Source organism: Streptomyces sp. NPDC042102 (assembly GCF_055582305.1).
The window spans coordinates 202,647-228,612 of the sequence record NZ_JBVJDL010000007.1 but is presented as its reverse complement, the minus strand read 5'-3'; the positions used below and the strand labels follow the sequence as shown (position 1 = coordinate 228,612).

The following is a 25,966-nucleotide window of genomic DNA, read 5'->3' as shown; positions in this document are numbered from 1 at the left end:
TTCTTCCTTCCGGCGGGCCGGTGCGCTGTGACAGGCACCATCCTGGCGGGGCCGGCCCGCCCCCACGAGTGTCCGAAACGACACAGGGCGTACAGTTCCCGACATGCAGAGCGTCGCGTTGGCCGTCACCGACGGCATGCTCCACTTCGAGTTGTCCCTGGCCTGCGAGGTCTTCGGCGCCGACCTGACTCATCTGGTGGATCCCTGGTACCGGTTCTCGCTGTGCGGGCCGGGCCCGGTGACCGTGGACAGGTTCCGGCTGCAGCCGGACGAGGGGCTGGACGGACTGGCGCGTGCGGACACCGTGATCGTGCCGGGCTGGGCCGACGTCGATCGTGACCCGCCGGGCGAACTCGTCGACGCGGTGCGCGCGGCCCATGACGCCGGGGCGCGCGTGGTGTCCCTGTGCACGGGGGCGTTCGTGCTGGCGGCCGCCGGGCTTCTCGACGGCCGGCGCGCCACCACCCACTGGGCCCACACCGGCGAACTCGCCCGCCGCCACCCCCGCGTCACCGTCGATCCCGATGTCCTGTACGTGGACAACGGCAGCGTCCTGACCTCCGCGGGCAAGGCGGCGGCGATGGACCTGTGCCTGCATCTGGTCCGGCTGGATCACGGGACCGCGGTCGCCAACACCATCGCCCGCCGACTGGTCGTCCCACCCCACCGTGACGGTGGCCAGGCCCAGTTCGTCCGTACGCCCGTGCCCGCGCCCGGCAACCACCCCCTGGCCGAGCTCCTCCCCTGGGTCCTGGCGCGCCTCGACGCACCCCTCACCGTCGAGGACCTCGCCCGGCAGGCCCGTATGAGCTCCCGCCACCTGACGCGGCACTTCAAGACCGTCACCGGCACCACTCCCCTGCAGTGGCTCCACATCCAGCGCATCCGCCGCGCACAGGAACTCCTGGAGGGCACCGACGCGACCGTCGACGCCATCGCCACCAGCACCGGCATGGGAACCGCCACCACGCTCCGCCGGCACTTCCACCGGACCGTCGGTGTCCCGCCCGACACATATCGCCGTACCTTCCGCACGCACGGACTCGCCCGCTCCGGAGGGCAGCGACCGAGTGGGTGAGCGACCTTGGCGACGCGGACGCGTCTCAGGCGTCGGCACCGCTCCCGGGTGAGGGCCGGGTGGTGATCGAGGCGGACTTGAGGAGGGTGTGGCCGGCGGGGGTGAGGGTGTGATGGGCGTGTTTGCCGTTGCGGGTGAGGGCGATGAGGCCGGCCCGGCGGAGAACGGCGGCGTGTTCGCTGGCGCTGGCGAGTGAGATGTGCGCATGGCGGGCCAATTGGGTCGTCGTACAAGCGGGGTGACCGGCCACGGCGCACAGCACGGCGGTCCGGGTCCGGCCCAGGAGGGCGATCAGCGGCTGGGGAAGGACGCCGCCGGATCGGGGGGCGTCTCCCGTGGCGGTCCACAGGACGGCGGCCGTGGCCAGGTCACGGACAGCGGGGTAGATCAGCAGGACGTGGGGGCCGTGGCGGCGGGCGAAGAGCTGCGGGGTGCTGCCGCAGAAGACCGAGGGTGCCATGACGAACTCCCGCCCGCTCAGGTCGAGGTCCCCGGTTCCCTGCCAGGAGCGGTAGCCAGGGACGTACAGGGTGGGCGGGTTCCATACGAGCATCGGGTCCAGTCGGCCGAACAGTCCGGCCAGCCCGCGCTGGGCCAGCAGCCGGGCGGAGAGGGCGAGCTCGCTCTCCAGCAGTCCGCGGATCCGCTCCCAGTGGGGGGCGACGGCCACGTCGTGGCAGTGCCGCAGGGACCGCGTCAGCCGCTGGCCGGCCTCGCGGTCGCGCTCGAGGAACCGGCCCAGCCACGGAGCCCTCCGGCGGGCCATGCCCGGGTAGGTGAACTCCTCGCGCACATCAGCGGTGGCTGCGCTCCTGAGCAGTTCGATCGCCTCGTCCATGCTGTCGGCCGGGCCGGTCAGGTTGAACAGGTCGATCAGGCCGCCCGCCGGCATGGCCAGACAGCGGGCGACGTCCCGGCCGTCGGCGTCGAGCCGGGGGCCGGTCCGCGTGCGCCAGGCGCCGAACACCGCCCCTCGCTCGCGCTGCTGCAGGTTCCACATGCTCAGCTCGGTCTCCGCGAGCGGGCCCAGGGTGGTCAGACGCACCCGTGCCACGTCCTCGGCGGTGAAGTGTATGCGGAAGGTCACCCCTGAGAGCCTTCCCGCCGGGCGTCGCTTCGGGCCAGTGCGAAACGAGTCGCCTTCCCCCGACCACCGGCACAAGGCTTCTCCCGGCAGGAAGCACGCCAGTGGTTCGTATCCACGCAACAGCGAAGGAGAAGGCATATGCGCGCACGGATGACGCTCACCGGGATGGTCCTGGGGGCTGTGGCACTCGTGGGCGGCGCCGCCGCCGCACAGGCGGCTCCCGTGCCCTCCGCGAGCAGCGCCGTGTCCACCGCGGCGACCACCGCGGCCGGGTACTGGAAGTACGACGGCAGCTACTCGGAGAAGGCCTGCCATCGGCTGGCGAATTCCTACGCGGGGCCCGCCTATTGCACCCCGCACGGCAGCAAGTGGGCGCTGTACATCTGGGTCGACACGTCGTTGGCCGGTTCCTGAGGCAACCGGTGCCCCACGGCGCCGCGCCGTCGGGCGCGGCACCGTGGAGGCGGCCTCGCGACCGCGCCACGTACGCGGGGTGATCAACGCGGCCCGGTCCGCGTACACATAGGCGTACGCGTACGCGTACGCGGATCCGGTCGCGGCGCGTGCGCAGGTGCGGACAGGAGTGGACAGCCGACGCCCGCGCCGGGCATGGAAAGTGGACACCGCCCGGCGTGAGTCTGTGCGCCATGAACCTCGTACGTCCGAAAGACACCGCGGGCGCCCCGCCCCCGCCGAGACCGGGGCCCGCGCTCGCGGCGCTGGCCGCGGCACAGTTCACCGTCATGCTGGCCACCTCGATCGTGAACGTGGCCCTGCCGCAGATCCGCTCCGGAGTGGGGCTGTCGGACAGCGGCACCACGTGGGTGGTCAACGCCTATGGCCTCGCGTTCGGCGCGCTGCTCCTCGCCGGGGGCCGGGCGGCCGACCTCCTCGGCCGCCGCCGGGTGTTGATCGCCGGTCTCGCCCTGTTCGCGGGGGCCTCGCTGGCAGCGGGACTCGCCGCCTCCCCGGGGGTCATGATCGCCGCCCGCGCCGTGCAGGGAGCCGGCGCCGCGGTCATCGCCCCGGCCGCACTCGCCCTGGCGATGGACCTGTTCCCTCCCGGTCCCGGCCGTGGGAGGGCCCTGGGAGTGTGGGGTGCGGTGTCCGGCGCGGGAGGAGCGGTCGGTGTGCTGCTGGGCGGCGTACTGACCCAGGCGTGGGGCTGGCCCTGGGTCTTCCACATCGCCGCGCTCGCGGCGGTGCTGGTCCTGGCCGCCGTGGCAGCGCTCGTGCCCCGGGCCGCCACCGGCCGTGGGAGCGGGCGGTTCGATCTGCTGGGGACCGTCGCCGTCACCCTCGCCCTGACCTGCCTGGTGTGGGCACTGACCAGCGCGCGGGCGCTCGGCTGGACGGATCCGGGGGTGCTCGGCGCCCTCCTCGGCGCCGCCGTCCTCTTCGCCACCTTCGTCGTGATCGAACGCCGTCGGGTGGACGCGCTGATCCCGCCGCGGCTGTTCGCCACCGGCCAGGTCGCCGCGGGCAATCTGCTGATGGCACTGCTGGGCTCGGTGTGGATCGCGCTGTTCTTCTTCCTGCCGCTCTACCAGCAACACGTCCTCGGCATGAGCCCGTTGACCACCGGCGCCGGCCAGTTGCCGCTCGCCGTGGCCAATATGGTCGGCGCGGTGGCGGCGCCCCGGATCTCCCGGCGGATCGGTACAACCGCGACCGTGATCGCGGCACTGCTCACCGAGGCCGCGGGAATGCTGTGGCTGTCACGGATCAGCGCCGACGGAAGCTACCTCGTCGATGTCCTCGGCCCGAGTGTCCTGGTGGGCCTGGGCCTGAGCGTCGCCTTCGTGCAGCTCACCGCGCTCGCCGTCGACGGCGTCCCGCGGCAGGACACCGGCCTGGCGGGCGGACTGGTGAACACCACCCGGCAGGTCGGCGGCGCGGTCGGCCTCGCGGCCCTGGCCACCCTGGCCGGCTCCGTCACCGCCCACGCCTCCGTCCGCCAGCCCCACCTCGAAGCCCTCACCGCCGGCTACCGGTCCGCATTCGCGGTCAGCGCGGCGATCCTCGCGGCCTCCGCGCTCCTGGCCCTGCCGCTCACCCGCCGGGCCCGGCGCACCCGCCCTGCGCCCCACCGCCCCCGTACCGGTCGGCCACACCACCGCCGCGAGGGCCCCGCCGAGCAGCCCGCCGCCTGACCGCCCGGCACCCCATGGCCGCACCACAGACCGCCACTCCGACCGCACCACCAGCCGCAACACCGACCGCATCACCAACAGCAACCGCATCGACCCAAGGATCCAGGATGACGAACCCCCCTTACCTGACCGGCCACTTCACTCCTGTCGTGGAGGAGGTCACGGCCACCGGTCTGACCGTCGAGGGCACGCTCCCGCCCGAGCTGTCCGGCCGGCTCCTGCGCAACGGGCACAACCCGAAGCCCGGCGTCACCCCCACCCACTGGTTCAAGGGCCACGGCATGGTCCACGGCATCCGCCTGCGGGACGGCCGCGCCGAGTGGTACCGCAACCGCTGGGTCCGCACCCCCGCCCTCGACGGGGCCCCCTACATGACCGAGCACGGCCCCGACCTGACCGCCAGCACTGCCGGCACCCACGTCATCGAACACGGCGGACGCCTCCTGGCCCTGTGCGAGGCGAACCTGCCCTTCGAGCTCACCGGCGAACTCGACACCATCGGCGCCTACGACTTCGGCGGCAAGCTCCGCACCGCCATGACCGCCCACCCCAAGGAGGATCCGGCCACCGGGGAACTCCACTTCTTCGGCTCCTCCCCGATGCCCCCGTTCCTGACCTACCACGTCGCCGACGCCAAGGGCACGCTCATCCACAGCGCCGAGGTTCCGGGAGCGACCGCTGCCCTCAAGCACGACTTCGCGCTCACGCGCCGCCACGTCGTCTTCGTCGAGGGCAACGTCACCTTCGACCCCACCGAGCACTCCGGCATCCCCTACGGCTGGGACGACCAGCTGCCCTCCCGCATCGGCGTCATGCCCAGCGGCGCCGACGGACACCACCACGTGCGCTGGTTCTCCATCGAACCCGGCAACATGCTCCACGTCTCCAACGCCTACGAGGACGACCGGGGCCGCATCGTCCTGGAAGGCCCCACCGTCGACCGCGAGGGCTTCCGCCTCTCCTGGAACTGGTGGACCGGCGCCCCCGGCCGCGGCACCGAACCCGTTTCCCGCTCCTACACCCGGCGCTGGACCATAGACCTGACCGCCGCCACCGTCGACGAGCGGATCATCGACGACCTCCCCGTCGAGTTCCCCACGCTCAACGAGGACTACCTCGGCAGCGAGAACCGCTACCAGTACGCCGTCTCCTTCCCCGACGAGAAGGGGTTCGGCGGCTACGGCGTCGTCAAGTACGACCGCAGTACCGGCGCCCGCCGCATCCACCAGGTCGGCGACGCCCGGCTGCCCAGTGAGGCCGTCTACGTCCCTGCCGCCGGCGCCACCGGCGAGGACGACGGCTACCTGCTCACCGTGATCTCCGACCTCAAGCAGGACGCCTCACAGCTCGTCGTCCTCGACGCCGCCGGCCTGGACACGGTCGCCACCATCCACCTCCCCCACCGTGTCGCCGCCGGCCTCCACGGCTCCTGGATCCCCGACCTCCCCACCGCCTGACGGGCGTTGGCCGCGTCGGCCCGGCGACACCTCCGGGCCGACGCGCCGCCCGTTCCGGCCCGCGTACCCGTTCCCCCCATCACCCTCGGAGACCTCCACCGTGACCAGTACCGCCACCCTCCCGCCCGCCGTCGCCGCCGCCGTCGACGACGACGCCGACGTGCCCGTGACCCGTCGATCCGGAGAGGTCGACAACCGTGCGGCGTACGCCTGCTTCGGACTCGCCTACGTGCTGGGCCACGGCGCCGCCGCGGCCTCCCACGGCGACCGGCCCCTGCTCGGCCTGCCCGGCTGGCTCCCCATGGCGCTCCTCGGGACGGGGCTCCTGGCCGGCATTCTCCTGGCCACCCTTGCCGTACTGCGGGCCCAGCGCGGGGCCGCCGCGCCGGAGGCCCTCTCCGGCAAACTGCTGGGCACCGCGTGGGTCGCCGGCTTCACCGCCCTGGCCGTCGCGATCACCGGCCTGACCTCCGTACTCGACGCGCCGGAACTCCAGTCCGTCCTGTGGCCCGCCGGATCCGGCATCATCGTCGGCCTGCTCTACCTGGCCGAAGGAGCCGTACGCCGCAACGTGCTGCACTACGGTCTCGGCATCTGGCTCGCCCTGGCCTCCGCCGCCGTGCTCTTCCTCGAAGCCCCCGGCCTCTACTGGGCCCTGGCTGCCGCGGGCGGTGGCGCCTACGCCCTCGCCACGGTCCTCGAGGCCCGCCGCCTGCGCACCTTCGAGGACCCGCCGCACCACTGACGCCCCACTAACGCCCACGGCCGTGTGCGAGCCTCCTTTTTCGTCCTCTTGACGATATCAACGCTGCACGATTATCGTCATGCTGACGAAATTAAGGAGGCTCGCCATGGCCGACATCACCCGGCGCTTCGGCTGGCGTCATCTGCGATCCGCGCCCACCACCCACATCCGCCACCACAGGCGCGGCCGGCTCGTCCATGACGGCCGAGGGCTCAGCTTCTGGTACCGGTCGCTGTCGGCGGCGCTGTCCGAAGTGCCCGTCGACGACCGGGAGCTGGCCATGGCCTTCCACGCCCGTACGGCCGACTTCCAGGACGTCACCGTGCAGGCCACCGTCACCTACCGGATCAGCGACCCGGCCGCGGCGGCGGACCGGCTCGACTTCTCCGTCGACCCGGACACCGGCAGCTGGCGCGGCGCGCCCCTGGAGCAGATCTCCACCCTGCTCACCGAGACCGCGCAGCAGCACACGCTGGACGTGCTGGCGCGGACCCCGCTGGCCGTCGCCCTGGTGGACGGCGTCGCCTCGGTACGCCAGAGCGTCGCCGCCGGTCTCGCCGCCGAGCCCAGGCTCCCGGCCACCGGCATCGACGTGGTGACCGTGCGCGTCGTCGCGATCCGGCCCGAGGCCGAGGTGGAGCGCGCCCTGCGCACGCCGGCCCGCGAACAGATCCAGCAGGAGGCGGACCGGGCCACGTACGAACGCCGGGCCGTCGCCGTCGAGCGCGAGCGTGCGATCGCCGAGAACGAGCTGGCCAGTCAGATCGAACTGGCCCGGCGCGAGGAGCAGCTGGTCGAACAGCGCGGCGTCAACTCCCGTCGGGAGGCCGAGGAGAAGGCTGCGGCCGACAGCGTACGGACCGAGGCCGAGGCGGCCCGCAAGGTCGCCCTGGCCCGCGCGGACGCCGAGGCGGCACGCGAGACGGGCTCGGCACGCGCCGAGGCCCAGGCCGCCTGGCTGCAGGTGCACGGCGCGACCGGCCCGGGCACGCTGTACGCCCTGGCGGCGACCCGGCTGGCGGAGAACCTGCCGCGCATCGAGAGCATCACCCTCTCCCCGGACGTCCTCACCGGCCTCCTCAGCAAGCTCGGGCATCCGGATTCCGGGGCGGACGCATGAGCCTGGCCCCGCGAGCGGTGCTCGTGCACCGCAGGACCGAGTACGAGGAACTGATCGACCGGCACGGGACGCACGGGCAGGCCGCGTTCTTCCTCTCCAGCCGGGGCCGCTCGATCAGCGAGGTGGCCGACCGCCACGCCCGCACCCGCCAGGCGCTGCGGGAGGTGGCGGCGGCGGTTCCCCTGACCTGGCGCCGCTCCCAGGTGGAGCGGGCGGACCTGGACCGCTTCCTGTTCGCGCCGGAGGACGTGGTGGTCGTGGTCGGGCAGGACGGTCTGGTCGCCAACACCGCGAAGTACCTCACCGGGCAGCCGGTGGTCGGCATCGACACCGACCCGGGACGCAACCCCGGAATCCTGGTCCGTCACGGCGTCGCCGATACGGCCGCCCTCCTGCGTGCCGCGACCGCCGGCGGACGGACGGAGGACCTGACCATGGTCGAGGCCGTCGCCGACGACACCCAGCGCCTTCTCGCGCTGAACGAGATCTACCTGGGCGCGCCCGGCCACCAGACGGCCCGCTACCGCCTGGGCCCCGACGGCGAGAACGGCCCCGGCGAGGCCCAGGCGTCCTCCGGGGTACTCGTCGGCACCGGCACCGGAGCCACCGGCTGGCTGCGCTCCCTGTGGCTGGAGCGCGGCGGCACCGCGCACCTGCCCGCGCCGTGCGACCGCCAGCTCCTGTGGTTCGTGCGCGAGGCCTGGCCGTCGCCCGCGACCGGAACCTCCAGGGTCGCCGGCCAGTTGGAGCGGGAGCAGAGACTGCGGCTGACCGTGGAGTCGGACCGGATCGTGGTCTTCGGCGACGGGATGGAGGCCGACGCCCTGCAGCTGACGTGGGGCCAGAGCGTACGACTGGGCATCGCGGCGACATCACTGCGCCTGCTGACGTGAGCCCCGCTCGCTGCTGGATTCCGCCGGGTCACTGGGCGCTCGGCCCGGTGACGAAGGCTCCCTCCTTGTCGTAGGGCCAGGCGTTGGCGACGCAGCCGCGCAGACCCTTGATCTGCTGCATCATCACGGGGGCCGGCTTGCCGGGGCCCGCGCAGGTCGCGTGCGCGTGGCCCAGGAAGTGACCCATCTCGTGATTGATGATCAGCGCCCGGTAGTCATGGATCGGCCCGTCGAAGGTGGGTGAGCCCTTGACCCAGCGCTTGAGGTTGACCACCACACCGCCGGGGACCTCGCAGTTGTACTCGCCTTCGGTGTCCTGCTGAATGCCCGCCCAGCACAGTGCGTCCGCCGTACCCGGTGTCGCGATCTGCACGGTGAGGTCATGGGCCTGTCCCTCGCCCACGAGCTGGAACGCGTGGGCCTGGTCCCGGGTCCAGCCCCTGGGCGCGCCGAGTATCGCGGCGATCTCGTCGGCCGCTTGGGCCGGCGAGATGTCGAGGCCGGTCTCGACCTGCACCACGTACCGCAGCGGCCGTTGGCCCTGACCGACCTTCGCGCCGCCGGCCTGCGCGGTGACGAAAGTGCCCGCACCCTTCGAGGGGACGGCGATCTCGGTGGCCTTCGGATTCGGAGTGGGAGTCGGGGCCGGGACGGGTGTGACGGGCATGACGGGTGTGGCGGGCGTGGCGGGCGCCCCGGCCCGCGCCGGCGGTGCACCGGTCGGCGTCTCGTCCAGGAGGAACGCGGCCGAGCCCAGCAGGCCCGCCGCCACCGCCCCGCCGGCCAGGTACGTCCGGCCCCTGCGGCGTGGGCGGCCGCGTCTGCCCGAGGACCCCCGGTGACGGCCACCGCGGTGGGAAGCCGGGGTGCTGCCCGTGGCCGATACGCGTTCCTGCTGTCGTGCCGCATTCATGGCAACCGAAGCTCGCCGACACAGATGATCACCGTGAGATGGGATAGTCACGAAACGGTAACGGATGGTCGGCCGGCCGCTTCGCGGAAGCTCTCCGTCCGAGCTGGTATGACCCTTCTGTAACAGCTGCCGAGAAGGGCCTTCTCGCAGGTCGGAGCCCCAACGCGAGCTGCTTAGACTGTCGAGGTGCCAAGAGTCCTCATTGTCGAAGACGACCCTGATGTCCGTAAGGCCATCCAGCTGGGGCTGCGTCACCAGGGGCATGACGTCCTCGCCGCCGGAACGGGTGAGGAGGGGTTGGAACAGCTCCACCCCCACCACCCGGACGTCGTCGTGCTCGACCTCATGCTGCCCGGCATGTCCGGCCTCGACGTGTGCCGGCGGATCAGGGAACGCGACCAGGTGCCGATCATCATGGTGACCGCCAAGGGCGACGACATCGACGTGGTCGTGGGGCTCGAGGCGGGCGCGGACGACTACGTGGTCAAGCCGGTGCAGGCCAGGGTCCTCGATGCACGGATACGCGCCGTGCTGCGCCGGCAGGACGCATCGGTCTCCGACTCCGTCCGTCCCAGAGCGGAGTCGCACGGCGAGCTGGTCATCGACCGGGCGGGGCTCGTCGTGACCCACCGCGGCGCACCCGTCGCGCTCGCCCCGTCCGAGCTCCGGCTGCTGCTGACCCTGTCGGCCTCGCCCGGACAGGTCTTCAGCCGCCAGCAGTTGCTCGAAGCCGTCTGGGAGCACGGCTACAACGGCGACGTACGGCTCGTGGACGCCTGTGTGAAGCGCCTGCGCGGCAAGCTCGGCGAGCTGGGCGGGGACCCCTGGTACATCCAGACCGTACGCGGCTTCGGCTACCGCTTCGGTTCCCCGTGAACGGCCGGAGACTCATCACGGGACGCCGGCGCGCGACCGCCGCGGCCACGCCCGCCCCCGAACCGGCGGGATTTCGCCGGGCGATCCTCGCGAAGGTCCCGCTCGCGCTGCGGGGCCTGCGCCCCCGCCTGGTGGTGGCCTTCGTCCTGCTGACCATGGCCGGCGCGCTGAGCACCGGAGCCGTCGCCTTCCGGGAGGCGCGCACGGGAGTGCTGCAGCAGAGCCAGGACTCCGTCATCCGGCAGTTCCGGGCCGGCGTCAATGCCGCGGTCGTCGGCATTCCCCCGTCGCCGACCGAGAACCACCTGCAGAAGGCGGCGAGCCAGGTCTTCCACACCAACCAGTCCCCGGGACGGCGGGTGATGGCCACGTACGGCAGCCTCCGCGCCTCCGCGCCCGGCCCCGACGGCTTCGACAGGATCAGCCCGGAGCTGCGCCGGTCCGTGGAAACCGAGCGCGCCGCGGTGTTCCAGCGGGTGAACGCGGGCGGGCGCCCCTATCTCGTCGTCGGGATGCCCGTCACGTACGACAGCAGCGACGGCTCGGAGCCCCGGCTCTCGGGGATGGTGATGTACCTGGTGGAGCCCCAGGACACCGAACAGGCCTACGTGGACGCCATCGTCAGCGCCATCAAGGACGCCACCCTGGTGGCACTGGGCCTGGCCGTCCTCCTGGCCCTGCTGGCGGCCCGCGGCGTACTGCGCCCCGTACGGGCGTTGCAGCAGGCGACGCATCGGATGGCCGACGGTCACCTCGACGTCCGGCTGGCCGTCAACGGATCCGACGAACTCGCCGACCTCTCCCGGTCCTTCAACCACACGGCCGCCGCCCTGGAAGTGTCGGTCGCGGAGTTGCGCCGCCTGGAGGCCCAGGCACGCCGCTTCGTCGCGGACGTCTCGCACGAACTGCGGACGCCGCTGGCGGCGATGTCGGCGGTCACCGACGTCCTGGACGCGAACGTCCCGCACCTGAACCGGGATGCCGGCGAGGCGCTGCAGCTCATCAGCGCGGGCACCAGCCGGCTGAGCGGGCTGGTGAACGACCTGATGGAGATCTCCCGCTTCGACGCGGGAGCGGCCGAACTCGGTCTCGACGAGATCGACCTGGCCGAGTTCGTGCACCGCACGCTCACGGCGCGGGGCTGGCAGGACGAGGTGGAGACCCGTCTCCCCCGGCCGGGAGTGCTCCGGGCCCGCGTCGACCCGCGCCGGCTCGACGTGGTGATCGCCAACCTGGTCGGCAACGCGCTGCGGCACGGCGCCCCGCCGGTACGGCTGTGCATGAGCGTGAGAGAGGAAGGAGCGGATGCGGCGTGGGCGGTCATCGAGGTGACCGACAACGGGACGGGTATCGCCGAGGGCTCCCTGCCGCACATCTTCGAGCGCTTCTACAAGGCGAGCACGGCACGGGCCAGGAGCGAGAGCAGCGGACTGGGCCTGGCCATCGCGGCGGAGAACGTACACCTGCACGGAGGGCACATCAGCGCCACGAACCTGCCCGGGGGCGGAGCGGTGTTCACCGTCGAACTGCCCCTGCACCGCGACATCGCCGCTCCCGTCGACGGCTCCACCGCGGGTGCCCTGTGAGCGGCTCGCGCACCAGGGCGCTGCTGTCAGGGGTCGCGGCCGCGCTCACGCTCGCGCTCGCGCTGACCGCGTGCGGAGTCCCGCCGTCCGACGTCATCCAGGCCGGCGAGCCGGCGAGCGGCATACCGGCCCCCGGGTCGACGCCCCCGGCCCCGGTCGCCGTCCACCTCTACTTCTGGACCAACGGCGACGTGGTGGCGTACCCCCGCAGGATCAACGGTCCTGGGGATCTCGGAACCCTCGTGGATCAGCTCTTCAGCGGGCCGACGGCCGGCGAGGCCATGACGGCCACCACACAGCTGCCTCGTCTGAGCGCCGCCCCGACCGTGGTGGCCGACAGCGGCACTGGGGTTTCCGTCAAGCTCCCCAAGGGTGTGGCTCCCCTCAGCCAGCGCGCCATGTTGCAGGTGGCGTGCACCGTGGCGCACGCGACGAACGCGAGCGGCACGCCACCCACGGACGCGGCGGGGAACGGCGCCCCTGTGGCATCGCCCGCCCCCACGGAGTCATCCCCCGTGCCCACGAGCGTCCGTGTGTCCGGGGACGGCTGGGCGATGACCCAGTCGACCGACCCGTGCCCCCGTCCTTACCAGCCGTAGCCGTAGCCATAGCCGTAGCCATTCGCTGGAGAGCGCGGCGCCGGGAACCGGCGCCTCCGGCCGGACGTCTCCTGAGATCATGATCATTGATGCAGGCGAAGTGATGCAGGACTGGGAGTCGATCTACCAGGGGTACTTCCTCGGGGAACACGACGAGACCCTGCTGCAGTGCGTGGAGCGGCTCGACGGGGCGCGTGCCGCCCGACCGTGTGATCCGGACGTGTCGGCGTTCTACACGCTCGGCCTGGTGTGGACGTACGCGCATGCGTCGTACGACGCGGAGCCCGAGGTGGCACGGCGGGTGGTGGCGGCACTGTCGGCCGCTGCCGCGGACCCTGCCCTCGGGCGGGCAGCGTGTCCGCACTCGGGCCATCCGTGCGACGACGACCTGGACACGCACCTGGAGGCCTTCGAGGTGATGCTGTCTCTGCTGGCCGGGGAGTCCGACTACACCTGGGCAGACCTCGACGAAACGGGTGCGGATCCCCACCCGGGGTCCCGCTGGCGCTGTCCGCACAACGTGGCGGGCTTCGCTCGGTCGGCCGCCGACGCGATCGGGCTGCACCGAGGCTGGTGATCCCTTCGGCCCGCGTGCGGGTACCGGGGTCTGATCACCTCTGTACCCGCGCGGACCCGTGCGAACGATCAGGCGCCCTGTGGCGGTCGGCACTCCTGGTGCGTGCGGGCCCGGGCCGCGTCCGGGTGGGACGGATTCCAGAGCTGGTCGGCCTCACCGCGGGCGACGTGATCCTCGTAGAGCCTCACCTTGAACCGCATCACGTCCAAGGCCTCCTGCAGTTCCCGGATCTGCGTCTCCACGTGGCTCTCGTGGCGGCGCAGCAGCTCCAGCCGCTCGAGTTCGTTGCCCGGGCCGCTGCGGACCAGCTCGATGTACTGCCTGATCATCGCCAGTGACATGCCGGAGGAGCGCAGCTTGGTGCAGATCGCCAGCCACTCCAGGTCTTCCTCGTGGTAGATCCGGCGGCCGTTGGACAGGCGGCGCACCGGATTGGCGAACAGGCCCTCCCGCTCGTAGAACCGCAGCGCGTGCACGCTCAGCCCGCTGCGCTCCGCCACTTCGCCGATGCTCAGGTCCATGAGCGACTCCCGTCACACAGCTCTTGATCTAGACCGGACTCTAGCTTCTAGCGTCGAGCTGCTGTCCCATCGGCAATCGGAATGCGGGAGAACATGAACGTTTGGTTTGTCACCGGTGCATCGCGCGGGCTCGGCGCGGAGATCACGCGTGAGGCTCTGGACCGAGGGCACCGTGTGATCGCCACGGCGAGGGACGTGTCGGCCCTGCACAAGGCGTATCCGCAGAAGCCGGACGGCTTGCTGGCGGTGCAGGCGGACGTGACCGAACCGGAGCAGCTGACGGCCGCGGTGGAGGCCGGCCTGGCGGAGTTCGGCCGGATCGACGTCGTGGCCAACAACGCCGGTTACGGCCTCGTGGGCGCGATCGAGGAGACCTCCGACAAGGCTGCCCGCGACCTGTTCGACGTCAACGTGTTCGGCGTGCTCAACACGTTGCGGGCGACGCTGCCGACCTTGCGGTCCCAGCGATCCGGACACGTGGTGAACATCAGCTCCGTGGGCGGCTTCGCCACCGCTCCGGCGGTGGGCCTGTACGGCGCGTCGAAATTCGCCCTCGAGGGCATCTCCGAGGCGCTGCACGGCGAACTGGCGCCGCTCGGTGTCCACGTCACGATCGTCGAACCAGGCGGTTTCCGCACCGACTTCCTGGGCAGCTCCAGCATCCGCGTCGAACCGGCCGCCATCGCCGACTACGCCGCCGCCGCGGGACCGGTGCGCGAGGCACTGGCCATGAACGACGGCCTCCAGCCGGGCGATCCGAAGAAGGCGGCCAAAGCCATCGTGGACGTCACGGAGGTCACCGCGCCGCCGCTGCGCCTGCAGCTGGGCGCGGACGCGGTCGAGCGCGTCGAGGCGAAGCTGGATCTGGTACGGCGTGAGCTCGACCAATGGCGCCACGTGGCCCTCTCCACCGCCATCTGAGAAGTCGTCCGTCGGTCCGGCCGGAGGCGGCCGCCGACCCGGCCGGACCCGGCCGCCGGCCCGAACGCGGTCTCGTGACCGGGTGATCCCACCCGGTCGAGGACATGGCCGACGGCACCGTGATCGGCATGGCGGACCACCGCGACCTGGATCCGTTCGCCGGGATGGCCACGGTCGGCGTCACCATGGGGGGGGGACTGACCGTCACGGCACGGGGGGCGGCCGGGCGCGTGGCGCGGTCCCGTCGCCGCCTGCACGTGGCCGATCGGCGATAGGGTGCCGCCCGTGTCCGAGCATCCGCGCGACCTCGTCGGTTACGGCGCCCGACCACCGCACGCCGCCTGGCCGGGCGGCGCCCGCGTCGCCGTCAGTCTCGTCCTCAACTACGAGGAGGGCGGCGAGCGATGCGTCCTGGAGGGCGACCCCGCATCGGAGGGGTTCCTGCACGAGCTCGTCGGCGCACCGCCCGTGGTCGGCGGGCGCGAGCTGAACGTCGAGTCGATGTTCGCGTACGGTGCGCGCGCCGGCTTCTGGCGCGTCCACCGCACGCTCACGGCGCACGCCGCCCCGGTCACCGTCTACGCCGTGGCGCAGGCGCTCGAACGCAACCCGGAGGCGGCGCGGGCGATGGGCGCCGCCGGGTGGGAGGTGGCCGGCCACAGCAGGCGCTGGATCGACTACCGCCATGTGCCCGAGGACACCGAGCGCGAGGACGTCCGGCGTTCGGTCGACACGATCCAACGGCTCGTCGGCCGCCGGCCCGTGGGCTGGTACACGGGCCGGACGAGCCCGAACACGCGGCGCCTGGTCGCCGAGGAGGGCGGCTTCCTCTACGACTCCGACGACTACTCGGACGACCTGCCGTTCTACGTCGAAGCGGCCGGCCGTTCGCACCTCGTGGTGCCGTACAGCCTCGATGTGAACGACTTCAAGTTCCTCATCGTCCACGGGTTCACGACCGCGGACGACATGCTCACGTACCTCGTCGACACGTTCGACACCCTGCACGCGGAGGGCGCCGACCGTCCCCGCATGATGAGCGTCGGCATGCACGGCCGGATCATCGGGCACCCCGGCCGGATCCGGGCGATCGACGGGTTCCTGCAACACGTCGCACGGCGCGGCGGGGCGTGGCTCGCCACGCGCGAGCAGATCGCGCGGCACTGGCTCGCCACGCACCCGCCACTGCCGCGCTGACGCGTGCCCGGCCCCGGTCGGGTGGCCTCAGGCGGCGGGTTCGATGCCCCAGGCCGCGGCCCGGGCCGCGGCGGCCGCACGGTTGGGGAGGTCGAGCTTGGCGAGGATGTGCTCGATGTGGGTGCCCACGGTGCGCGGCGCGATGTACAGCCGCTCGGCGATCTCCCGGTTGGTGCGGCCGGCGGTGAGCTCCGCCAGCACCTGGAGCTCCCGCGGCGAGAGCCCGCCGGGGGCTGCGGGGGCGGCGGCCGTGGCTTCCTCGGGCGGCGGGCCCGCGTTCCGGTCGACCGTCGCGGCCAGGGCCTCGGTGAGGAGGGTGACCACGGCGCGCGCCGGATCGGGCGTGCGCCGCGGCCGCTGGACGCTGACGTTCAGCATGCCGACGTACCGGCCGTCGGCGGCGAACAGGCACTGGGCCACGCCGTCCTCGATGCCGAGGGGGCGCAGCACGTCCTGGAAGCCCGGGGAGGCCGCCAGGAGTTCCCGGGGAACGTCCCTGAGCCAGAGGCCGCCTCGGGCCGGGCTGCGGAGCACGGCGAACACCGGGTCGTGGTGGAGGCGGGTCTCGATGTAGGCCGTGGCGTCGTCCGGGTAGCTCCCGGCCAGGGTGGTGTGACGCCCGCGCAGCGGATCCCACCGGGCCAGCGAGGCGTGGTCGTACTCCATCACCTCCGCCAGCGCCGACAGGACCGTGTCGACGCCGGTCGCCCCGGTCGTGGCGCTCCTGGCGGCCTCGCGCACGTGGACGGCCGCGTCCAGGATGTCCGTCGTGCTCCGCTGCGCTGCCATCATCCAAGAATGATCATGTATCTGGCATACGTCAATCGCGTCGGGTGTCACGCAGAGTGTCGTGCAGGGTGTCATGCACGACCTGACCGTCCATCACCGTGAGGACGACGGGCATCTTCGGGATGTCGTGGGGGTCGGCGGCGAGCAGGTCCCCGTCGAGTACGCAGAGGTCGGCGGCCTTGCCCGGCTCCAGGGAGCCCTTCCAGCCGTCGGCGAAGTCCTGCCAGGCCGCGTCGATCGTGTAGGTGCGGATCGCCTCGGCCAGGCCTATGCGCTGCTCGGGGCCGCTGACCCGGCCGGCCGCCTTCGACTCGCGCAGCATCATCGTGGCGACGCCCTGGCGCCAGTCCGGGTACGTGACGGGCGCGTCGGACCCGCTCGCGACGCGCACGCCGGCGTCGATGGCGTCACGGTAGGGCCATGCGTACGCGGCCCGTTCGGCGCCCACGAACGCCTCCTCCATGTCGGCGACGGTCCACTTGATGGTGGGGTTCATGTTGACCCCGAAATCGTGCGCGGCCAGCACCTTCATGCTGTGGGCGGTGAGGAAGTCGCCGTGGATGACGTAGTGGCGGGCGTCGGACCGCGGGTGGTCGGCCGCGGCCGCGGCGAAGGCGTCCGCGACGGTGTCGATGGCACGGTCGCCCGTGACGTGGACGCCGAGTTGGTGTCCGGCGGCGTGGGCGTGCCGGATCATGGCGTCGATCTCGGCGATCCGCTCGGCGTCGCTCTCGCCGCCGACGCAGAGGGAGCCGCAGCCCCCGCCGGTGTACGGCTGGTGCATCCAGGCCGTCTTGTTGGGGACGATGCCATCGGCGAAGATCTTGACCCCGTGGATCGCCAGGCGCCGCGGATCCGCCTCCTGCGCCTGGCCCTGCCCCTGGCCCTGGCCATCGGGGGCGCCGGGGTCGGTGAGGGCGGCGAGGGTACGGGCGAACTCCTCGGCGGTGCCCGCCATACCGGTGGGCAGGAGCAGGACGCCGACGCGGGCGGTCAGTTCGCCGTCGGCCAGCAGCCGCCGGTACACGTCGAGGGTCTCGGCGCCGAGGGCACCCCGCATGATGCCGTCGCCGCCGGGACCGAGCCCGGGCTCGGTGTAGCTGGTGATGCCGAGCTCGGCGAGCGCGGCGAGGGCCGCCCTGATCGCGTCGGTCCGCTCCTGCCGGGTGAGCGGCGGCAGTGCGTTCTGGACGAGGGCCTGGGCCCCTTCGTGGAGCAGCCCGGTCGGCTCCCCGGTCCCGTCGACGACGACGGCGCCGCCGGGCGGCGCGACGGTGTGCCGGTCGATCCCCATGAGCTCCAGCGCCTTGGAGTTGACCCAGGTGGCATGCCCGGAGAAGGAGTACAGGACGACCGCGTGGTCCGGGCTGACGGCGTCGAGGTCGTGCCGCGAGGGCTGCCGCGCGGGATCGTGGACGCACTCCTCGAGGTAACCGGTGTCCCAGCCGTGTCCCGTGATCCACTGCCCGTCCGGAACCCGCCCGACGGCCTCCCGTACCGCTTCGGCCACGTCGGCGAGGCTGGAGACGGCGGGGTGGCCGAGGTCGAGGGAGAGCGGCGGCGTCGCCATACCGAAGGCGCATCCGTGCAGATGGGAATCGTTGATCCCGGGAAGCAGCGTCGCCCCCTTCAGGTCGACGACGCGGGTACGGGGCCCGACCAGCGGCTCGACGTCCTCGCGCCCGCCGACGGCGCTGATGACCCCACCGGTCACCGCCAGGGCCGAGGCGACGGAGAACTCCGCGTCGACCGTGACCACTCGGCCACCGAGAAACACCAGGTCAGCATGTACGTCCACAGGAGGGTCCTTTCGAAGACCGGGCGCGCCGCGGCGGCCCGTAAACGATCTCCCGAGGACTATGGCCGCGCTCTCACCTCCCGCACATCGGTCATCCCACCGATGCCGTGGGGAGCGGGCGCCGGGCGGGCCCCGCCCCGCGCGCAGGGCGGCCCGCGGTCAGGCCACCGGGCGGATCCGGTCGCCGGTCGCCCGGCGCAGGGCGGCCTCCAGGCGGTCCCGGACCGCGGTCTGGGCGGCGATGCGCTCGTCGAGGACCGCCAGCCGCTCCACGGCCACCTGGATGCCCTTGTCCGACGGCGGCGCCGCGGTCACGTCCGCGTCGAGGCACGGCAGGAAGACCCGTACGTCGTCCAGGACGAGCCCGGCGGCCAGGAGGTGGCGGATGTTGCGGACCCGGACCACCGCCCGCTCGTCATAGACCCGGTACCCATTGGGGGTCCGCTCCGAGGAGATCAACCCCGCCTGCTCGTAATGCCGCAGCGCACGGGCGCTCGCCCCACTCGCCCTGGCCAGCTCACCGATCCGCATCCGCTCCGCCCTCCCGGGCACCACTCCTATCACGCCACGACCGCCCCGCCGTCGACGGGGAGTACGACGCCGGTGACGAACGACGCGGCCGGTGCGGCGAGCCGGGTGATCGCCCAGGCCACCTCCTCGGGGCGGCCGAGCCGGCCCATCGGGGTGTGCGCCACCTGCCACTCCCTCACCGCCGCCATCCGTTCGGGTGTCAGGCCCTGGTGCTCGCCGATGGGGGTGTCGATCGCGCCCGGTGCGACCGCCACCACCCGGACCCCGCGCGGTGCCAGTTCGACCGCCCAGCTGCGCGTCAGGGTCTCCAGAGCGGTCTTGGTCGCCGCGTAGACGGAGCTGCCCGGCCAGGCCCGCTGCCCCACCGACGTACTCACGTTGACGATCACTCCGCCGGACGCCGTCAGGGACGGCAGCGCGGCCTGGGCCATCAGGACGGGTGCGGTCAGGTTGGTGGCGATCTGCGACGCGATCGTCTCCGGCCCGAGACTGCCGAGCGCGCCGCTGTGCACCACGCCGGCGTTGTTGACCAGCACGTCCAGCCGGCCGTACGTCTCCAGCGCGGTCCGGACGATCAGTTCGGGACCGCCGGCAGCGGTGACGTCGGCGGTCAGCGGGGTGATCCGGTCGTGCCCGGCGGCGGTCTCGGCGAGTGGTTCGGCCCGTCGGCCGACGGCGATGACGTGGGCGCCCTCGGCGGCGAAGGCGCGGGCGGTGGCCCGGCCGATCCCGGTGCCGGCTCCGGTGACGGCGACGATCCTCATGCCCTGGGGTGTTGTGCTGCTGTCCATGCCGGTCATCCTTCAACCCTGCCGCCAGTGGCAAGGTCAAGCGGCGGCTGCCGGGGCACACGACGTGCGCACCCGTCCTGCCGGCGCACCGGTGACCGCCTCCGCGCGCCCTCGCGGTGGTCCGCCGCGGACCGGACGAGGTCGCCGCGGTGGCGTGTCAGCGGGTGCACTTACGCTCGTGTCCATGAACGTGGATGATCTTGCGTGGCAGGCGGGCAACTTCGGCGGTATTCCTCCGCGAAGAGTGACGTCGCTGCTGGAGCACGGTCATCTGGACCTGGTGATCCGGGCGGCGTCGGAGCGCGGCGAGTGGTTGGGCGGGGTACGTCGACGAGGCCGTCGACCTGCTCGTCCCGCTCATCGACGGATGGTGGACCCTGTCCGTCCTGGTGGAGATCACCGAGGGCCAGGGCCGTGACGAGCGCGTGCTGGAGCTGATCGCCCCGCACACCGAGAGCGCGCGCCGGGCGGCCGGGACCGGGAGCCGGTGGAGCCACCCCTTCTCCAACGCGCAGGAACTGCAGGCCCAGGTGCTGGAGCGGGCTGGCCGTGCCGACGAGGCGATCCGGATCCTCGGCCGGGACATCTCCGGACACCGCTACCTCACGCAGAACACCCTCACCGCATACGCCGGGCTCCTGGCGCGTCACGGCCGGCTCGACGCGCTGCGCGAGCTGGCCACCGGGCAGCACGCGCACACCGTCCTGGACGTCTACGCCGGTGCCCTTCGGGACGGTGGCCGGGCCGGGGAAGCCGAAGCGGTGATGCGCGACGCCATCGCCGCCGACGACTGGGTCGGATACCGTGCCTGGCTCTCCTCGGCACTGCTCCGCGACGGCCGGCTGGACGACGCGATCGCCGTGGCCGAACCCGGCTTCGGCTGGTACGACTGTTCCAACCTCCTGGTACCGCTCGTGTACGCGCTGCTCGATCGCCCCGAGGAACTGCTCCGCCTCGTGGAGCACCCCGATGTCGTGCGCCACCACGGCCACGAGGAGTTCCAGCACGGGTGGCGGGCCTCGGCCCTGGCCGGCCTCGGCCGCCTCGACGAGGCGATCGCCCTGGCCGAAGCGCACCCGGACTCCTGGACCGACCCGCGGATCTTCAAGGCCGGCCTCCTCACTGCCGCCGGCCGCCTCGACGACGCCGCCGCCGAACTGCGGGCGGTCGGCACGATCACGGCACGCGAGGAGCTCTGCGAGGTCCTGGTCCGCCAGGGGGCGGCCGGCCGAGGCGATCGCCGTCCACCCCACGGTGGCCGAGCAGCGGGCCGCCCAGCCGAAGCGCGAACCCGTCCCCGTGGACGGGAACGGGTACTCCCTGGAGCCACCCTTCTAGGCGAGGCCGTCGCCGGTCGGGAGCATCGCCCGGGCACGGGCACGCGGTCTTTCGGTCAGGCCCGGTGTCGGGCAGGATGCGCGTCGCACCGGAACGTCCGCCGGACGCCGTCCGGAGGGGGCGGTGCCGCGCCCGGAAGGGGGCCGTGTGGCAGCAGGGGACCAGCAGGCGCAGCGGGACGCGTTCTACCGCGACCCCTATCCGCGCTATGCCCTGGCCCGCCGGGCCGACGGCCTGACCTGGGTGCCGGAGGCCGACGCCTGGCTGGTCGCGCGGGACGCGGACGTACGGGAAGTGCTGCGACGCGCCGAGGACTTCTCCTCCGCCAACGCGCTGCTGCCCGACGTCCCCCTCTCGGAGGGCGCGCTCGGCGTCCTTCCGCGGGGGTTCGGACCGCGGCCGACCGTGGTGTCCTCCGACGGCGCGGCCCACCGGCGCTACCGGATGCCGCTGAACCGCGGGCTGTCCTCGGGCCGCGTCGCGGCGGTGCTTCCGTACGCCCGCGAGCAGGCCCGCGCGCTGGTGGGGGGCTTCCTCGGCCAGGGCTCGGCCGAGTTGGTGGAGGCGTACGCCCGCCGGCTGCCCGGGCTGGTCATCGGCCGGCTCATCGGGTTGGACCCCGCTGACGTCCCCGCGGCCGTGCGGGGCGGCTACCGGGCCGAGGAGCTGTTCTTCCGCCCCCTGTCCCCGGCGGGGCAGGTGGCCGCCGCCGAGGAGGTCGTGGCGCTCCAGCACCTGCTGGACGGCTACGTCCGCGACCGACGGGCCCGCCCCCGCGAGGACCTGTGCTCGGACCTGGTGGCGGCCCTCGCCCCCGGGGACGGCGAGTTGAGCCTCGAACAGCGCCACGAGCTGGTGGCCAACCTGCAGAACCTGCTGATCGCCGGCTTCCTGACGACGAGCGCGCTGATCTCCACCGCTCTGCTGCATCTGCTCGCGGACCGGGAGCAGTGGTCGCTGCTGTGCTCCGATCCGGAGCTGGTCGGGGCGGCCGTGGAGGAGTCCGCCCGTTTCGACCCGCCGATCCAGGGCTTCCGGCGGGTCACCACGCGGCCGGTGACCCTGGCCGGCACGCGGCTCCCGGCGGGAGCGACCGTGCTCGTGGCCTACGCGTCGGCCAACCGGGACGGGGGCCGCCACCCGGATGCCGACCGGTTCGACATCCGGCGCCCCGCGGACCGGCGGCACCTCGCCTTCGGCCACGGGCCGCACAACTGCCCTGGCGCCCGGCTGGCGCGTGCGCAACTCCACCTGACGCTGGAGCTGTTCTCCGGGGCCCTGCCCGGTCTCCGGCTGGACGGACGGCGCCCGGCGCCGTCCATGCACCCCACCCTCATCCACCGCTCCCCGGAGATCCTGTACGTGACCTGGTGAGCCGCCGGGTCGGGACGGGCCGGGTGGTCGGGGATTCCCTGCCCGCGGATCCTGCGGAGCACCGGGTCCGGAACGTATGATCAAGAAATGTCTGACGCAACCGAGACCACGCCCGGCTGGCTGACCACGGACGAGCTGGAGACGGCCCGGGCCCGGATGCCGATCCTCTACGTGGAGGCCGTGCCCGTCCGCGTGGACGAGAGCGGCCAGGTCACCAGCATCGGCCTGCTCCTGCGCATCGGACCGGACGGCACGGTCAACCGCACCCTGGTGTCCGGCCGCGTCCTGCACCACGAGCGCATCCGTGACGCGCTGCTGCGTCATCTGGAGAAGGACCTCGGCCCGGTCGCGCTGCCCCGGATCCCCGCCTCGCTCCAGCCCTTCACGGTCGCCGAGTACTTCCCCACTGTGGGCGTCTCCTCGTACCACGATCCGCGTCAGCACGCCGTGTCCCTCGCGTACGTCGTGCCGGTGGCCGGTGACTGCCGCCCGCGGCAGGACGCCCTCGACCTGGTCTGGTTCAGTCCGCAGGAAGCGGCCTCCCCGGCCGTCCAGAACGAGATGCCGGGCGGCCACGGAGTGCTGCTGAAGCAGGCACTGGCGCACGTGGGCCACACCTACTGACGCGACGCCCGGACCGGGGTCGCCACCACCTTCGGGAGGGCGGCGGCCCTGCCCCACCCGGTGGTGGCGTAGGTGTGGTCCTTCGCGTCCGTGTCCGCCGCCGCGTTGGCGGCGCAGCCTCAGTGTGCGTAGTACGCAAGGAAGTTGCGCGATCCGTTCACCCGCCACCGCCTCGACGTCGGCGGTAGGGCTGCCGGGACCTCCCACAGGCTCCTGCCTCCCGGCTCGAGAACCGCGGGACCGACGGCCGCATCCGGCCCGGGCCCGGTGTCCAGTAACGCCGCGCGGCCCAGTCATCGGAACAGGAGACACGTCTCATGCCATCTGCTCGTCAGCAACGCCCGGGCATACGGCGCTCGGCCGCGCCCGCCTGGGCGGCGGCCACGCTGGGGCTCGCCCTACTCGGGGTCACCGCCGTGGTGCCGTCCGCCCCGGCCGCGGCGACCGCGGGGACCGCCACGGCCTCCGCCCCGGTGGGGTCCGAGACGACCACACCGTTCGCCGCCCGCAGCGAGGGCTACTACTGCTTCAGGATCCCCTCGCTGGTCACCACGCGCTCCGGCGCCCTGCTCGCGTTCGCCGAGGGCCGGGTCAGCACGTGCAGCGACATCGGGCACAACGACATCGTGATGAAGAAGTCGACGGACGGCGGGAAGACCTGGGGGCCCCTGACCGTCGTCGCCGGAGCGAACGACGACGACGCCCACGGGAACCCCTCGCCCGTCGTCGACGCCGTGACCGGCCGCGTCTCCCTGCTGTACGCCACCAGCGACTGGAGCCAGAACCCCGACGGCAGCCTCAACCGGGGCGCCCGCAGCCTGCGGGCGGCGCACAGCATCGACGAAGGGGCCGCGTGGCAGAACGGTGCCTCGCTCGGCCACCTGAAGCCCGCGGACTGGACCTGGGTCTCCACCGGACCGGGCCACGGCATCCAGCTCGGCCGTGGCGCGCACCACGGCCGGCTGGTCGTGACCGGTGACCACGCGACCAAGGACGGGAAGGCGGGCGGCCAGCTGTACTACAGCGACGACGGCGGACTGACCTGGGCCCTCGGCGCGCGCTCCGACGTCGAGAAGAGCACCGCCAACCCGGGTGAGCTGACCGTCGCGGAGACCACCGACGGCGGCCTGTACGTGAACGCGCGCAGCTCGGCCAGGTGTGAGACCGACCGGCACCGGCTGGCGACCACCAGCGCGGACGGCGGCGCGACCTTCGCCGCGCCGTTCACGCCCGTCGCCGGCCTCGACACCCCGCCGGTCTTCGGTTCGCTGCTGCGGATGCGCGCCAAGGACATGGGGGGTGCCCGGGACCGGCTGCTCTTCTCGGCCCCGGCGCGCCTGGGCCCGAACACCCTCGAAGACCGCCGGGAGCTGGCGGTGCGCTCGTCCTTCGACGAGGGGAAGACCTGGCAGACCGTCGGTACGCTGGTCACCGCGGGCCGCGCCGGCTACTCGGACCTGACGCTGTCGGCCACGGGGACCATCGGGGTGCTGTACGAGAACGCCAACAACATCCCGCACGGCAATGTGAGCTTCACGTCCTTCTCCGAGGCGCAGATGGACGCCGCCCAGCAGGAACTGCGCCTGCCGCGCACCTCGGACACGGGCCCGGGCGACTACCGCAACCACGCGCTGGTCCACGGCGGGGCGCAGCTCACCGACCGCGGCTCCGGCAAGGCGATGGGCTTCGACGGCCAGGACGACTACCTGCGGATCGCCAACTGCTCCCCGTCGCTGCGCCTGGGCCAGGGCGACTTCACCGTCACGGCGTGGTTCAAGCACTCAGCCACGGGTGGCGGGCTCCCCATCGTCTGGGGGTACGGCATGGGTGACAAGGTCCGCCAGTTCTGGCTGAAGGCCGAGCCCGGCAAAAACCAGCTGCGCGCCGCCATCAGTACCGGCGACGGGTACGCGGAGGTGAAGACCACGTCCTCCTACAACGACGGCACCTGGCACCACGCCGTCTTCAAGCGCCAGAACGGTCAGCTCGTGCTGTCCGTCGACGGGGGCCAGGAGTTCACCGCAGCCGCCCCGGCCGGGGACATCACTCCCCCCGAAGACTTCACCGTCCACGTCGGTGCCCGGCCCGACTTCCCCAACCAGCCGGTCGGGGTCACCGAACTCTTCAAGGGCGGCCTCGATGACGTCCGGATCTTCGGACGCGGGCTGACGACGGAGGAGGCCGGCGCCGTCCGGGGCGGTGCCCTGGATGTGGCGGGCGATCAGGAACGTCTGCGGCTGGGCTTCTCCACCCTCTGGTAGCCGCCCCCCTTCGGCAATGGCCGATTCCGGACTGTCCCGGCGGTGCGGGGCCTGTGATCATTCCGCGCATGTCCGCCTTCAGCGCCCACATGGAGAACCACGCGCCCTCGTACGTCGCGCTCGCCGCGGTGCTGGCCACCGTGGCGGCGGGATGGCTGCACGCCGACAGCATCCTCGACACGGGGCGGGCCCAGGCCCGCAGCACCGTGGAGGCGGCCCGTACCCAGGCGGACGGGCTGAAGGACACGGCACGCGCCAACGAACGGATCGCGCGGTACGGCGAACTCGTGCAGGCGTCCCACCGCGTGCGCTTCCTGATGGAGCGCCACGAGCGGCTCGGTGACGGCGCGAAGCGGGACCCCGCCACGGTCGAAGCCCTGCGGACCGGCACCGACGAGCTCGCGGCGAAGGCCGCCTCGGCCGCCGTCATCCTGGGCGGACACCCGGACGAGGAGGTCCGGAAGAACGCCCACGGCATCGCCTACACCCTGCCGTACGCCCTGCGGTGCCTGGAAACGGGTCTGCCGGGCAACGACGCGAACGGCTACCGGGTCGACTACCCGGGCCGGGGTCTGATGTCCTGCACCGACCTGCGCAGCTGGCTGGCCGAGCACGAAGGCAAACTCGCCGAGAATCCCCCGGCCCTCCCCTGAGGTACCGCCACACCGGTCCGGGCATCGTCGCCCGCCGTCAGCCCGCGCATCATAATGCCGTGCACCGGCGGTCTCGGGCGAAAG

At 72.7% G+C, this 25,966-nt stretch carries 26 protein-coding genes; 18 read left to right on the top strand and 8 right to left on the bottom strand.

All coding sequences use genetic code 11. The annotated features are described in order from the left end of the window. Window positions 1-103: 103 nt before the first annotated feature. Window positions 104-1,078, top strand: a complete 975-nt coding sequence (locus ACZ6KO_RS26620; protein ID WP_469306541.1) for a helix-turn-helix domain-containing protein — start codon at window positions 104-106, stop codon at window positions 1,076-1,078. 25 nt (window positions 1,079-1,103) lie between these two features. On the opposite strand, the gene ACZ6KO_RS26615 is transcribed toward ACZ6KO_RS26620, so the two are convergent. Further along, entirely contained in the window at window positions 1,104-2,165 is a 1,062-nt protein-coding gene (locus ACZ6KO_RS26615; protein ID WP_469306540.1) for an ArsR/SmtB family transcription factor, read from the bottom strand. 138 nt (window positions 2,166-2,303) lie between these two features. Between ACZ6KO_RS26615 and ACZ6KO_RS26610 the strand changes: the two genes are divergently transcribed. The 6 genes from ACZ6KO_RS26610 (at window position 2,304) to ACZ6KO_RS26585 (ending at window position 8,533) form a co-directional block, all read left to right on the top strand. Next, entirely contained in the window at window positions 2,304-2,579 is a 276-nt protein-coding gene (locus ACZ6KO_RS26610; RefSeq protein WP_469306539.1) for a hypothetical protein, read from the top strand. Window positions 2,580-2,812: 233 nt separating this feature from the next. After that, entirely contained in the window at window positions 2,813-4,318 is a 1,506-nt protein-coding gene (locus ACZ6KO_RS26605) for an MFS transporter (protein WP_469306538.1), read from the top strand. A 107-nt stretch (window positions 4,319-4,425) separates the two neighbouring features. Further along, complete coding sequence (locus tag ACZ6KO_RS26600) at window positions 4,426-5,775, top strand: carotenoid oxygenase family protein (protein ID WP_469306537.1); 1,350 nt, start codon at window positions 4,426-4,428, stop codon at window positions 5,773-5,775. A gap of 100 nt (window positions 5,776-5,875) precedes the next feature. After that, window positions 5,876-6,520: an ABC transporter permease gene (locus ACZ6KO_RS26595; protein WP_469306536.1), complete on the top strand. Its 645-nt coding sequence runs from the start codon at window positions 5,876-5,878 to the stop codon at window positions 6,518-6,520. Between the two features lie 106 nt (window positions 6,521-6,626). After that, window positions 6,627-7,640, top strand: a complete 1,014-nt coding sequence (locus ACZ6KO_RS26590; RefSeq protein ID WP_469306535.1) for an SPFH domain-containing protein — start codon at window positions 6,627-6,629, stop codon at window positions 7,638-7,640. After that, window positions 7,637-8,533, top strand: a complete 897-nt coding sequence (locus ACZ6KO_RS26585; RefSeq protein ID WP_469306534.1) for a hypothetical protein — start codon at window positions 7,637-7,639, stop codon at window positions 8,531-8,533. The genes ACZ6KO_RS26590 and ACZ6KO_RS26585 overlap by 4 nt, the downstream gene beginning before the upstream one ends. A gap of 28 nt (window positions 8,534-8,561) precedes the next feature. Here ACZ6KO_RS26585 and ACZ6KO_RS26580 read toward each other — a convergent pair whose 3' ends face one another. Next, the gene (locus ACZ6KO_RS26580) at window positions 8,562-9,446 is read right to left on the bottom strand and encodes a DUF3152 domain-containing protein (RefSeq protein WP_469306533.1); all 885 of its coding nucleotides are present in this window, start codon (window positions 9,444-9,446) and stop codon (window positions 8,562-8,564) included. A gap of 186 nt (window positions 9,447-9,632) precedes the next feature. Here ACZ6KO_RS26580 and ACZ6KO_RS26575 point away from each other — a divergent pair, with 186 nt between their 5' ends. From ACZ6KO_RS26575 to ACZ6KO_RS26560, 4 genes are all read left to right on the top strand, one after another. After that, window positions 9,633-10,322 carry a response regulator gene (locus ACZ6KO_RS26575; RefSeq protein ID WP_469306532.1) on the top strand — a complete coding sequence of 230 codons (690 nt, stop codon included), beginning with the start codon at window positions 9,633-9,635 and terminating at the stop codon, window positions 10,320-10,322. Next, window positions 10,319-11,908: an ATP-binding protein gene (locus tag ACZ6KO_RS26570; RefSeq protein ID WP_469306531.1), complete on the top strand. Its 1,590-nt coding sequence runs from the start codon at window positions 10,319-10,321 to the stop codon at window positions 11,906-11,908. The genes ACZ6KO_RS26575 and ACZ6KO_RS26570 overlap by 4 nt, the downstream gene beginning before the upstream one ends. Further along, window positions 11,905-12,507 carry a hypothetical protein gene (locus ACZ6KO_RS26565; RefSeq protein WP_469306530.1) on the top strand — a complete coding sequence of 201 codons (603 nt, stop codon included), beginning with the start codon at window positions 11,905-11,907 and terminating at the stop codon, window positions 12,505-12,507. The genes ACZ6KO_RS26570 and ACZ6KO_RS26565 overlap by 4 nt, the downstream gene beginning before the upstream one ends. Window positions 12,508-12,586: 79 nt before the next feature. Next, entirely contained in the window at window positions 12,587-13,084 is a 498-nt protein-coding gene (locus tag ACZ6KO_RS26560; RefSeq protein ID WP_469306529.1) for a hypothetical protein, read from the top strand. Window positions 13,085-13,152: 68 nt separating this feature from the next. On the opposite strand, the gene ACZ6KO_RS26555 is transcribed toward ACZ6KO_RS26560, so the two are convergent. Further along, entirely contained in the window at window positions 13,153-13,605 is a 453-nt protein-coding gene (locus tag ACZ6KO_RS26555) for a MerR family transcriptional regulator (protein WP_469306528.1), read from the bottom strand. Between the two features lie 81 nt (window positions 13,606-13,686). Between ACZ6KO_RS26555 and ACZ6KO_RS26550 the strand changes: the two genes are divergently transcribed. From ACZ6KO_RS26550 to puuE, 3 genes are all read left to right on the top strand, one after another. Beyond that, on the top strand, window positions 13,687-14,526 hold the full coding sequence (locus tag ACZ6KO_RS26550) for an oxidoreductase (protein WP_469306527.1): 840 nt from the start codon (window positions 13,687-13,689) through the stop codon (window positions 14,524-14,526). Window positions 14,527-14,630: 104 nt separating this feature from the next. Further along, a complete protein-coding gene (locus tag ACZ6KO_RS26545; RefSeq protein WP_469306526.1) occupies window positions 14,631-14,801 on the top strand; it encodes a hypothetical protein in 171 nt (56 codons plus the stop codon). 10 nt (window positions 14,802-14,811) lie between these two features. Next, window positions 14,812-15,723: an allantoinase PuuE gene (puuE, locus tag ACZ6KO_RS26540; protein ID WP_469306525.1), complete on the top strand. Its 912-nt coding sequence runs from the start codon at window positions 14,812-14,814 to the stop codon at window positions 15,721-15,723. A 27-nt stretch (window positions 15,724-15,750) separates the two neighbouring features. Here the strand turns inward: puuE and ACZ6KO_RS26535 are convergent, their stop codons facing one another. The 5 genes from ACZ6KO_RS26535 to ACZ6KO_RS26515 all read right to left on the bottom strand — a co-directional run bounded on the left by ACZ6KO_RS26535 (window position 15,751) and on the right by ACZ6KO_RS26515 (window position 20,885). Beyond that, on the bottom strand, window positions 15,751-16,512 hold the full coding sequence (locus ACZ6KO_RS26535; protein ID WP_469306524.1) for a helix-turn-helix transcriptional regulator: 762 nt from the start codon (window positions 16,510-16,512) through the stop codon (window positions 15,751-15,753). Between the two features lie 31 nt (window positions 16,513-16,543). After that, window positions 16,544-18,310, bottom strand: a complete 1,767-nt coding sequence (locus tag ACZ6KO_RS26530; protein ID WP_469306523.1) for an amidohydrolase — start codon at window positions 18,308-18,310, stop codon at window positions 16,544-16,546. Window positions 18,311-18,469: 159 nt separating this feature from the next. Next, entirely contained in the window at window positions 18,470-18,841 is a 372-nt protein-coding gene (locus tag ACZ6KO_RS26525) for a MerR family transcriptional regulator (protein WP_469306578.1), read from the bottom strand. 29 nt (window positions 18,842-18,870) lie between these two features. Beyond that, complete coding sequence (locus ACZ6KO_RS26520) at window positions 18,871-19,641, bottom strand: SDR family NAD(P)-dependent oxidoreductase (protein WP_469306522.1); 771 nt, start codon at window positions 19,639-19,641, stop codon at window positions 18,871-18,873. Window positions 19,642-19,802: 161 nt separating this feature from the next. Further along, a complete protein-coding gene (locus ACZ6KO_RS26515) occupies window positions 19,803-20,885 on the bottom strand; it encodes a hypothetical protein (RefSeq protein ID WP_469306521.1) in 1,083 nt (360 codons plus the stop codon). A gap of 232 nt (window positions 20,886-21,117) precedes the next feature. On the opposite strand from ACZ6KO_RS26515, the gene ACZ6KO_RS26510 reads away from it, so the two are divergent. The 4 genes from ACZ6KO_RS26510 to ACZ6KO_RS26495 all read left to right on the top strand — a co-directional run bounded on the left by ACZ6KO_RS26510 (window position 21,118) and on the right by ACZ6KO_RS26495 (window position 25,882). Beyond that, a complete protein-coding gene (locus ACZ6KO_RS26510; protein WP_469306520.1) occupies window positions 21,118-22,344 on the top strand; it encodes a cytochrome P450 in 1,227 nt (408 codons plus the stop codon). 87 nt (window positions 22,345-22,431) lie between these two features. Further along, window positions 22,432-22,968 carry an NUDIX hydrolase family protein gene (locus ACZ6KO_RS26505; RefSeq protein WP_469306519.1) on the top strand — a complete coding sequence of 179 codons (537 nt, stop codon included), beginning with the start codon at window positions 22,432-22,434 and terminating at the stop codon, window positions 22,966-22,968. A gap of 317 nt (window positions 22,969-23,285) precedes the next feature. Continuing rightward, window positions 23,286-25,229, top strand: a complete 1,944-nt coding sequence (locus ACZ6KO_RS26500; protein ID WP_469306518.1) for an exo-alpha-sialidase — start codon at window positions 23,286-23,288, stop codon at window positions 25,227-25,229. A 68-nt stretch (window positions 25,230-25,297) separates the two neighbouring features. Next, window positions 25,298-25,882 carry a hypothetical protein gene (locus ACZ6KO_RS26495; protein ID WP_469306517.1) on the top strand — a complete coding sequence of 195 codons (585 nt, stop codon included), beginning with the start codon at window positions 25,298-25,300 and terminating at the stop codon, window positions 25,880-25,882. The last annotated feature ends 84 nt before the right edge of the window (window positions 25,883-25,966 follow it).

What these genes read in the sequence shown, in the direction of transcription:
- ACZ6KO_RS26620 (WP_469306541.1), top strand. Translation starts at nt 104, where the DNA reads ATGCAGAGCGTCGCGTTGGCCGTCACCGACGGCATGCTCCACTTCGAG.
- ACZ6KO_RS26610 (WP_469306539.1), top strand. Translation starts at nt 2,304, where the DNA reads ATGCGCGCACGGATGACGCTCACCGGGATGGTCCTGGGGGCTGTGGCA.
- ACZ6KO_RS26605 (WP_469306538.1), top strand. Translation starts at nt 2,813, where the DNA reads ATGAACCTCGTACGTCCGAAAGACACCGCGGGCGCCCCGCCCCCGCCG.
- ACZ6KO_RS26600 (WP_469306537.1), top strand. Translation starts at nt 4,426, where the DNA reads ATGACGAACCCCCCTTACCTGACCGGCCACTTCACTCCTGTCGTGGAG.
- ACZ6KO_RS26590 (WP_469306535.1), top strand. Translation starts at nt 6,627, where the DNA reads ATGGCCGACATCACCCGGCGCTTCGGCTGGCGTCATCTGCGATCCGCG.
- ACZ6KO_RS26585 (WP_469306534.1), top strand. Translation starts at nt 7,637, where the DNA reads ATGAGCCTGGCCCCGCGAGCGGTGCTCGTGCACCGCAGGACCGAGTAC.
- ACZ6KO_RS26580 (WP_469306533.1), bottom strand. Translation starts at nt 9,446, where the DNA reads ATGAATGCGGCACGACAGCAGGAACGCGTATCGGCCACGGGCAGCACC.
- ACZ6KO_RS26560 (WP_469306529.1), top strand. Translation starts at nt 12,587, where the DNA reads ATGATCATTGATGCAGGCGAAGTGATGCAGGACTGGGAGTCGATCTAC.
- ACZ6KO_RS26555 (WP_469306528.1), bottom strand. Translation starts at nt 13,605, where the DNA reads ATGGACCTGAGCATCGGCGAAGTGGCGGAGCGCAGCGGGCTGAGCGTG.
- ACZ6KO_RS26550 (WP_469306527.1), top strand. Translation starts at nt 13,687, where the DNA reads ATGCGGGAGAACATGAACGTTTGGTTTGTCACCGGTGCATCGCGCGGG.
- ACZ6KO_RS26545 (WP_469306526.1), top strand. Translation starts at nt 14,631, where the DNA reads ATGGCCGACGGCACCGTGATCGGCATGGCGGACCACCGCGACCTGGAT.
- ACZ6KO_RS26535 (WP_469306524.1), bottom strand. Translation starts at nt 16,512, where the DNA reads ATGGCAGCGCAGCGGAGCACGACGGACATCCTGGACGCGGCCGTCCAC.
- ACZ6KO_RS26525 (WP_469306578.1), bottom strand. Translation starts at nt 18,841, where the DNA reads ATGCGGATCGGTGAGCTGGCCAGGGCGAGTGGGGCGAGCGCCCGTGCG.
- ACZ6KO_RS26520 (WP_469306522.1), bottom strand. Translation starts at nt 19,641, where the DNA reads ATGACCGGCATGGACAGCAGCACAACACCCCAGGGCATGAGGATCGTC.
- ACZ6KO_RS26505 (WP_469306519.1), top strand. Translation starts at nt 22,432, where the DNA reads ATGTCTGACGCAACCGAGACCACGCCCGGCTGGCTGACCACGGACGAG.
- ACZ6KO_RS26500 (WP_469306518.1), top strand. Translation starts at nt 23,286, where the DNA reads ATGCCATCTGCTCGTCAGCAACGCCCGGGCATACGGCGCTCGGCCGCG.
- ACZ6KO_RS26495 (WP_469306517.1), top strand. Translation starts at nt 25,298, where the DNA reads ATGTCCGCCTTCAGCGCCCACATGGAGAACCACGCGCCCTCGTACGTC.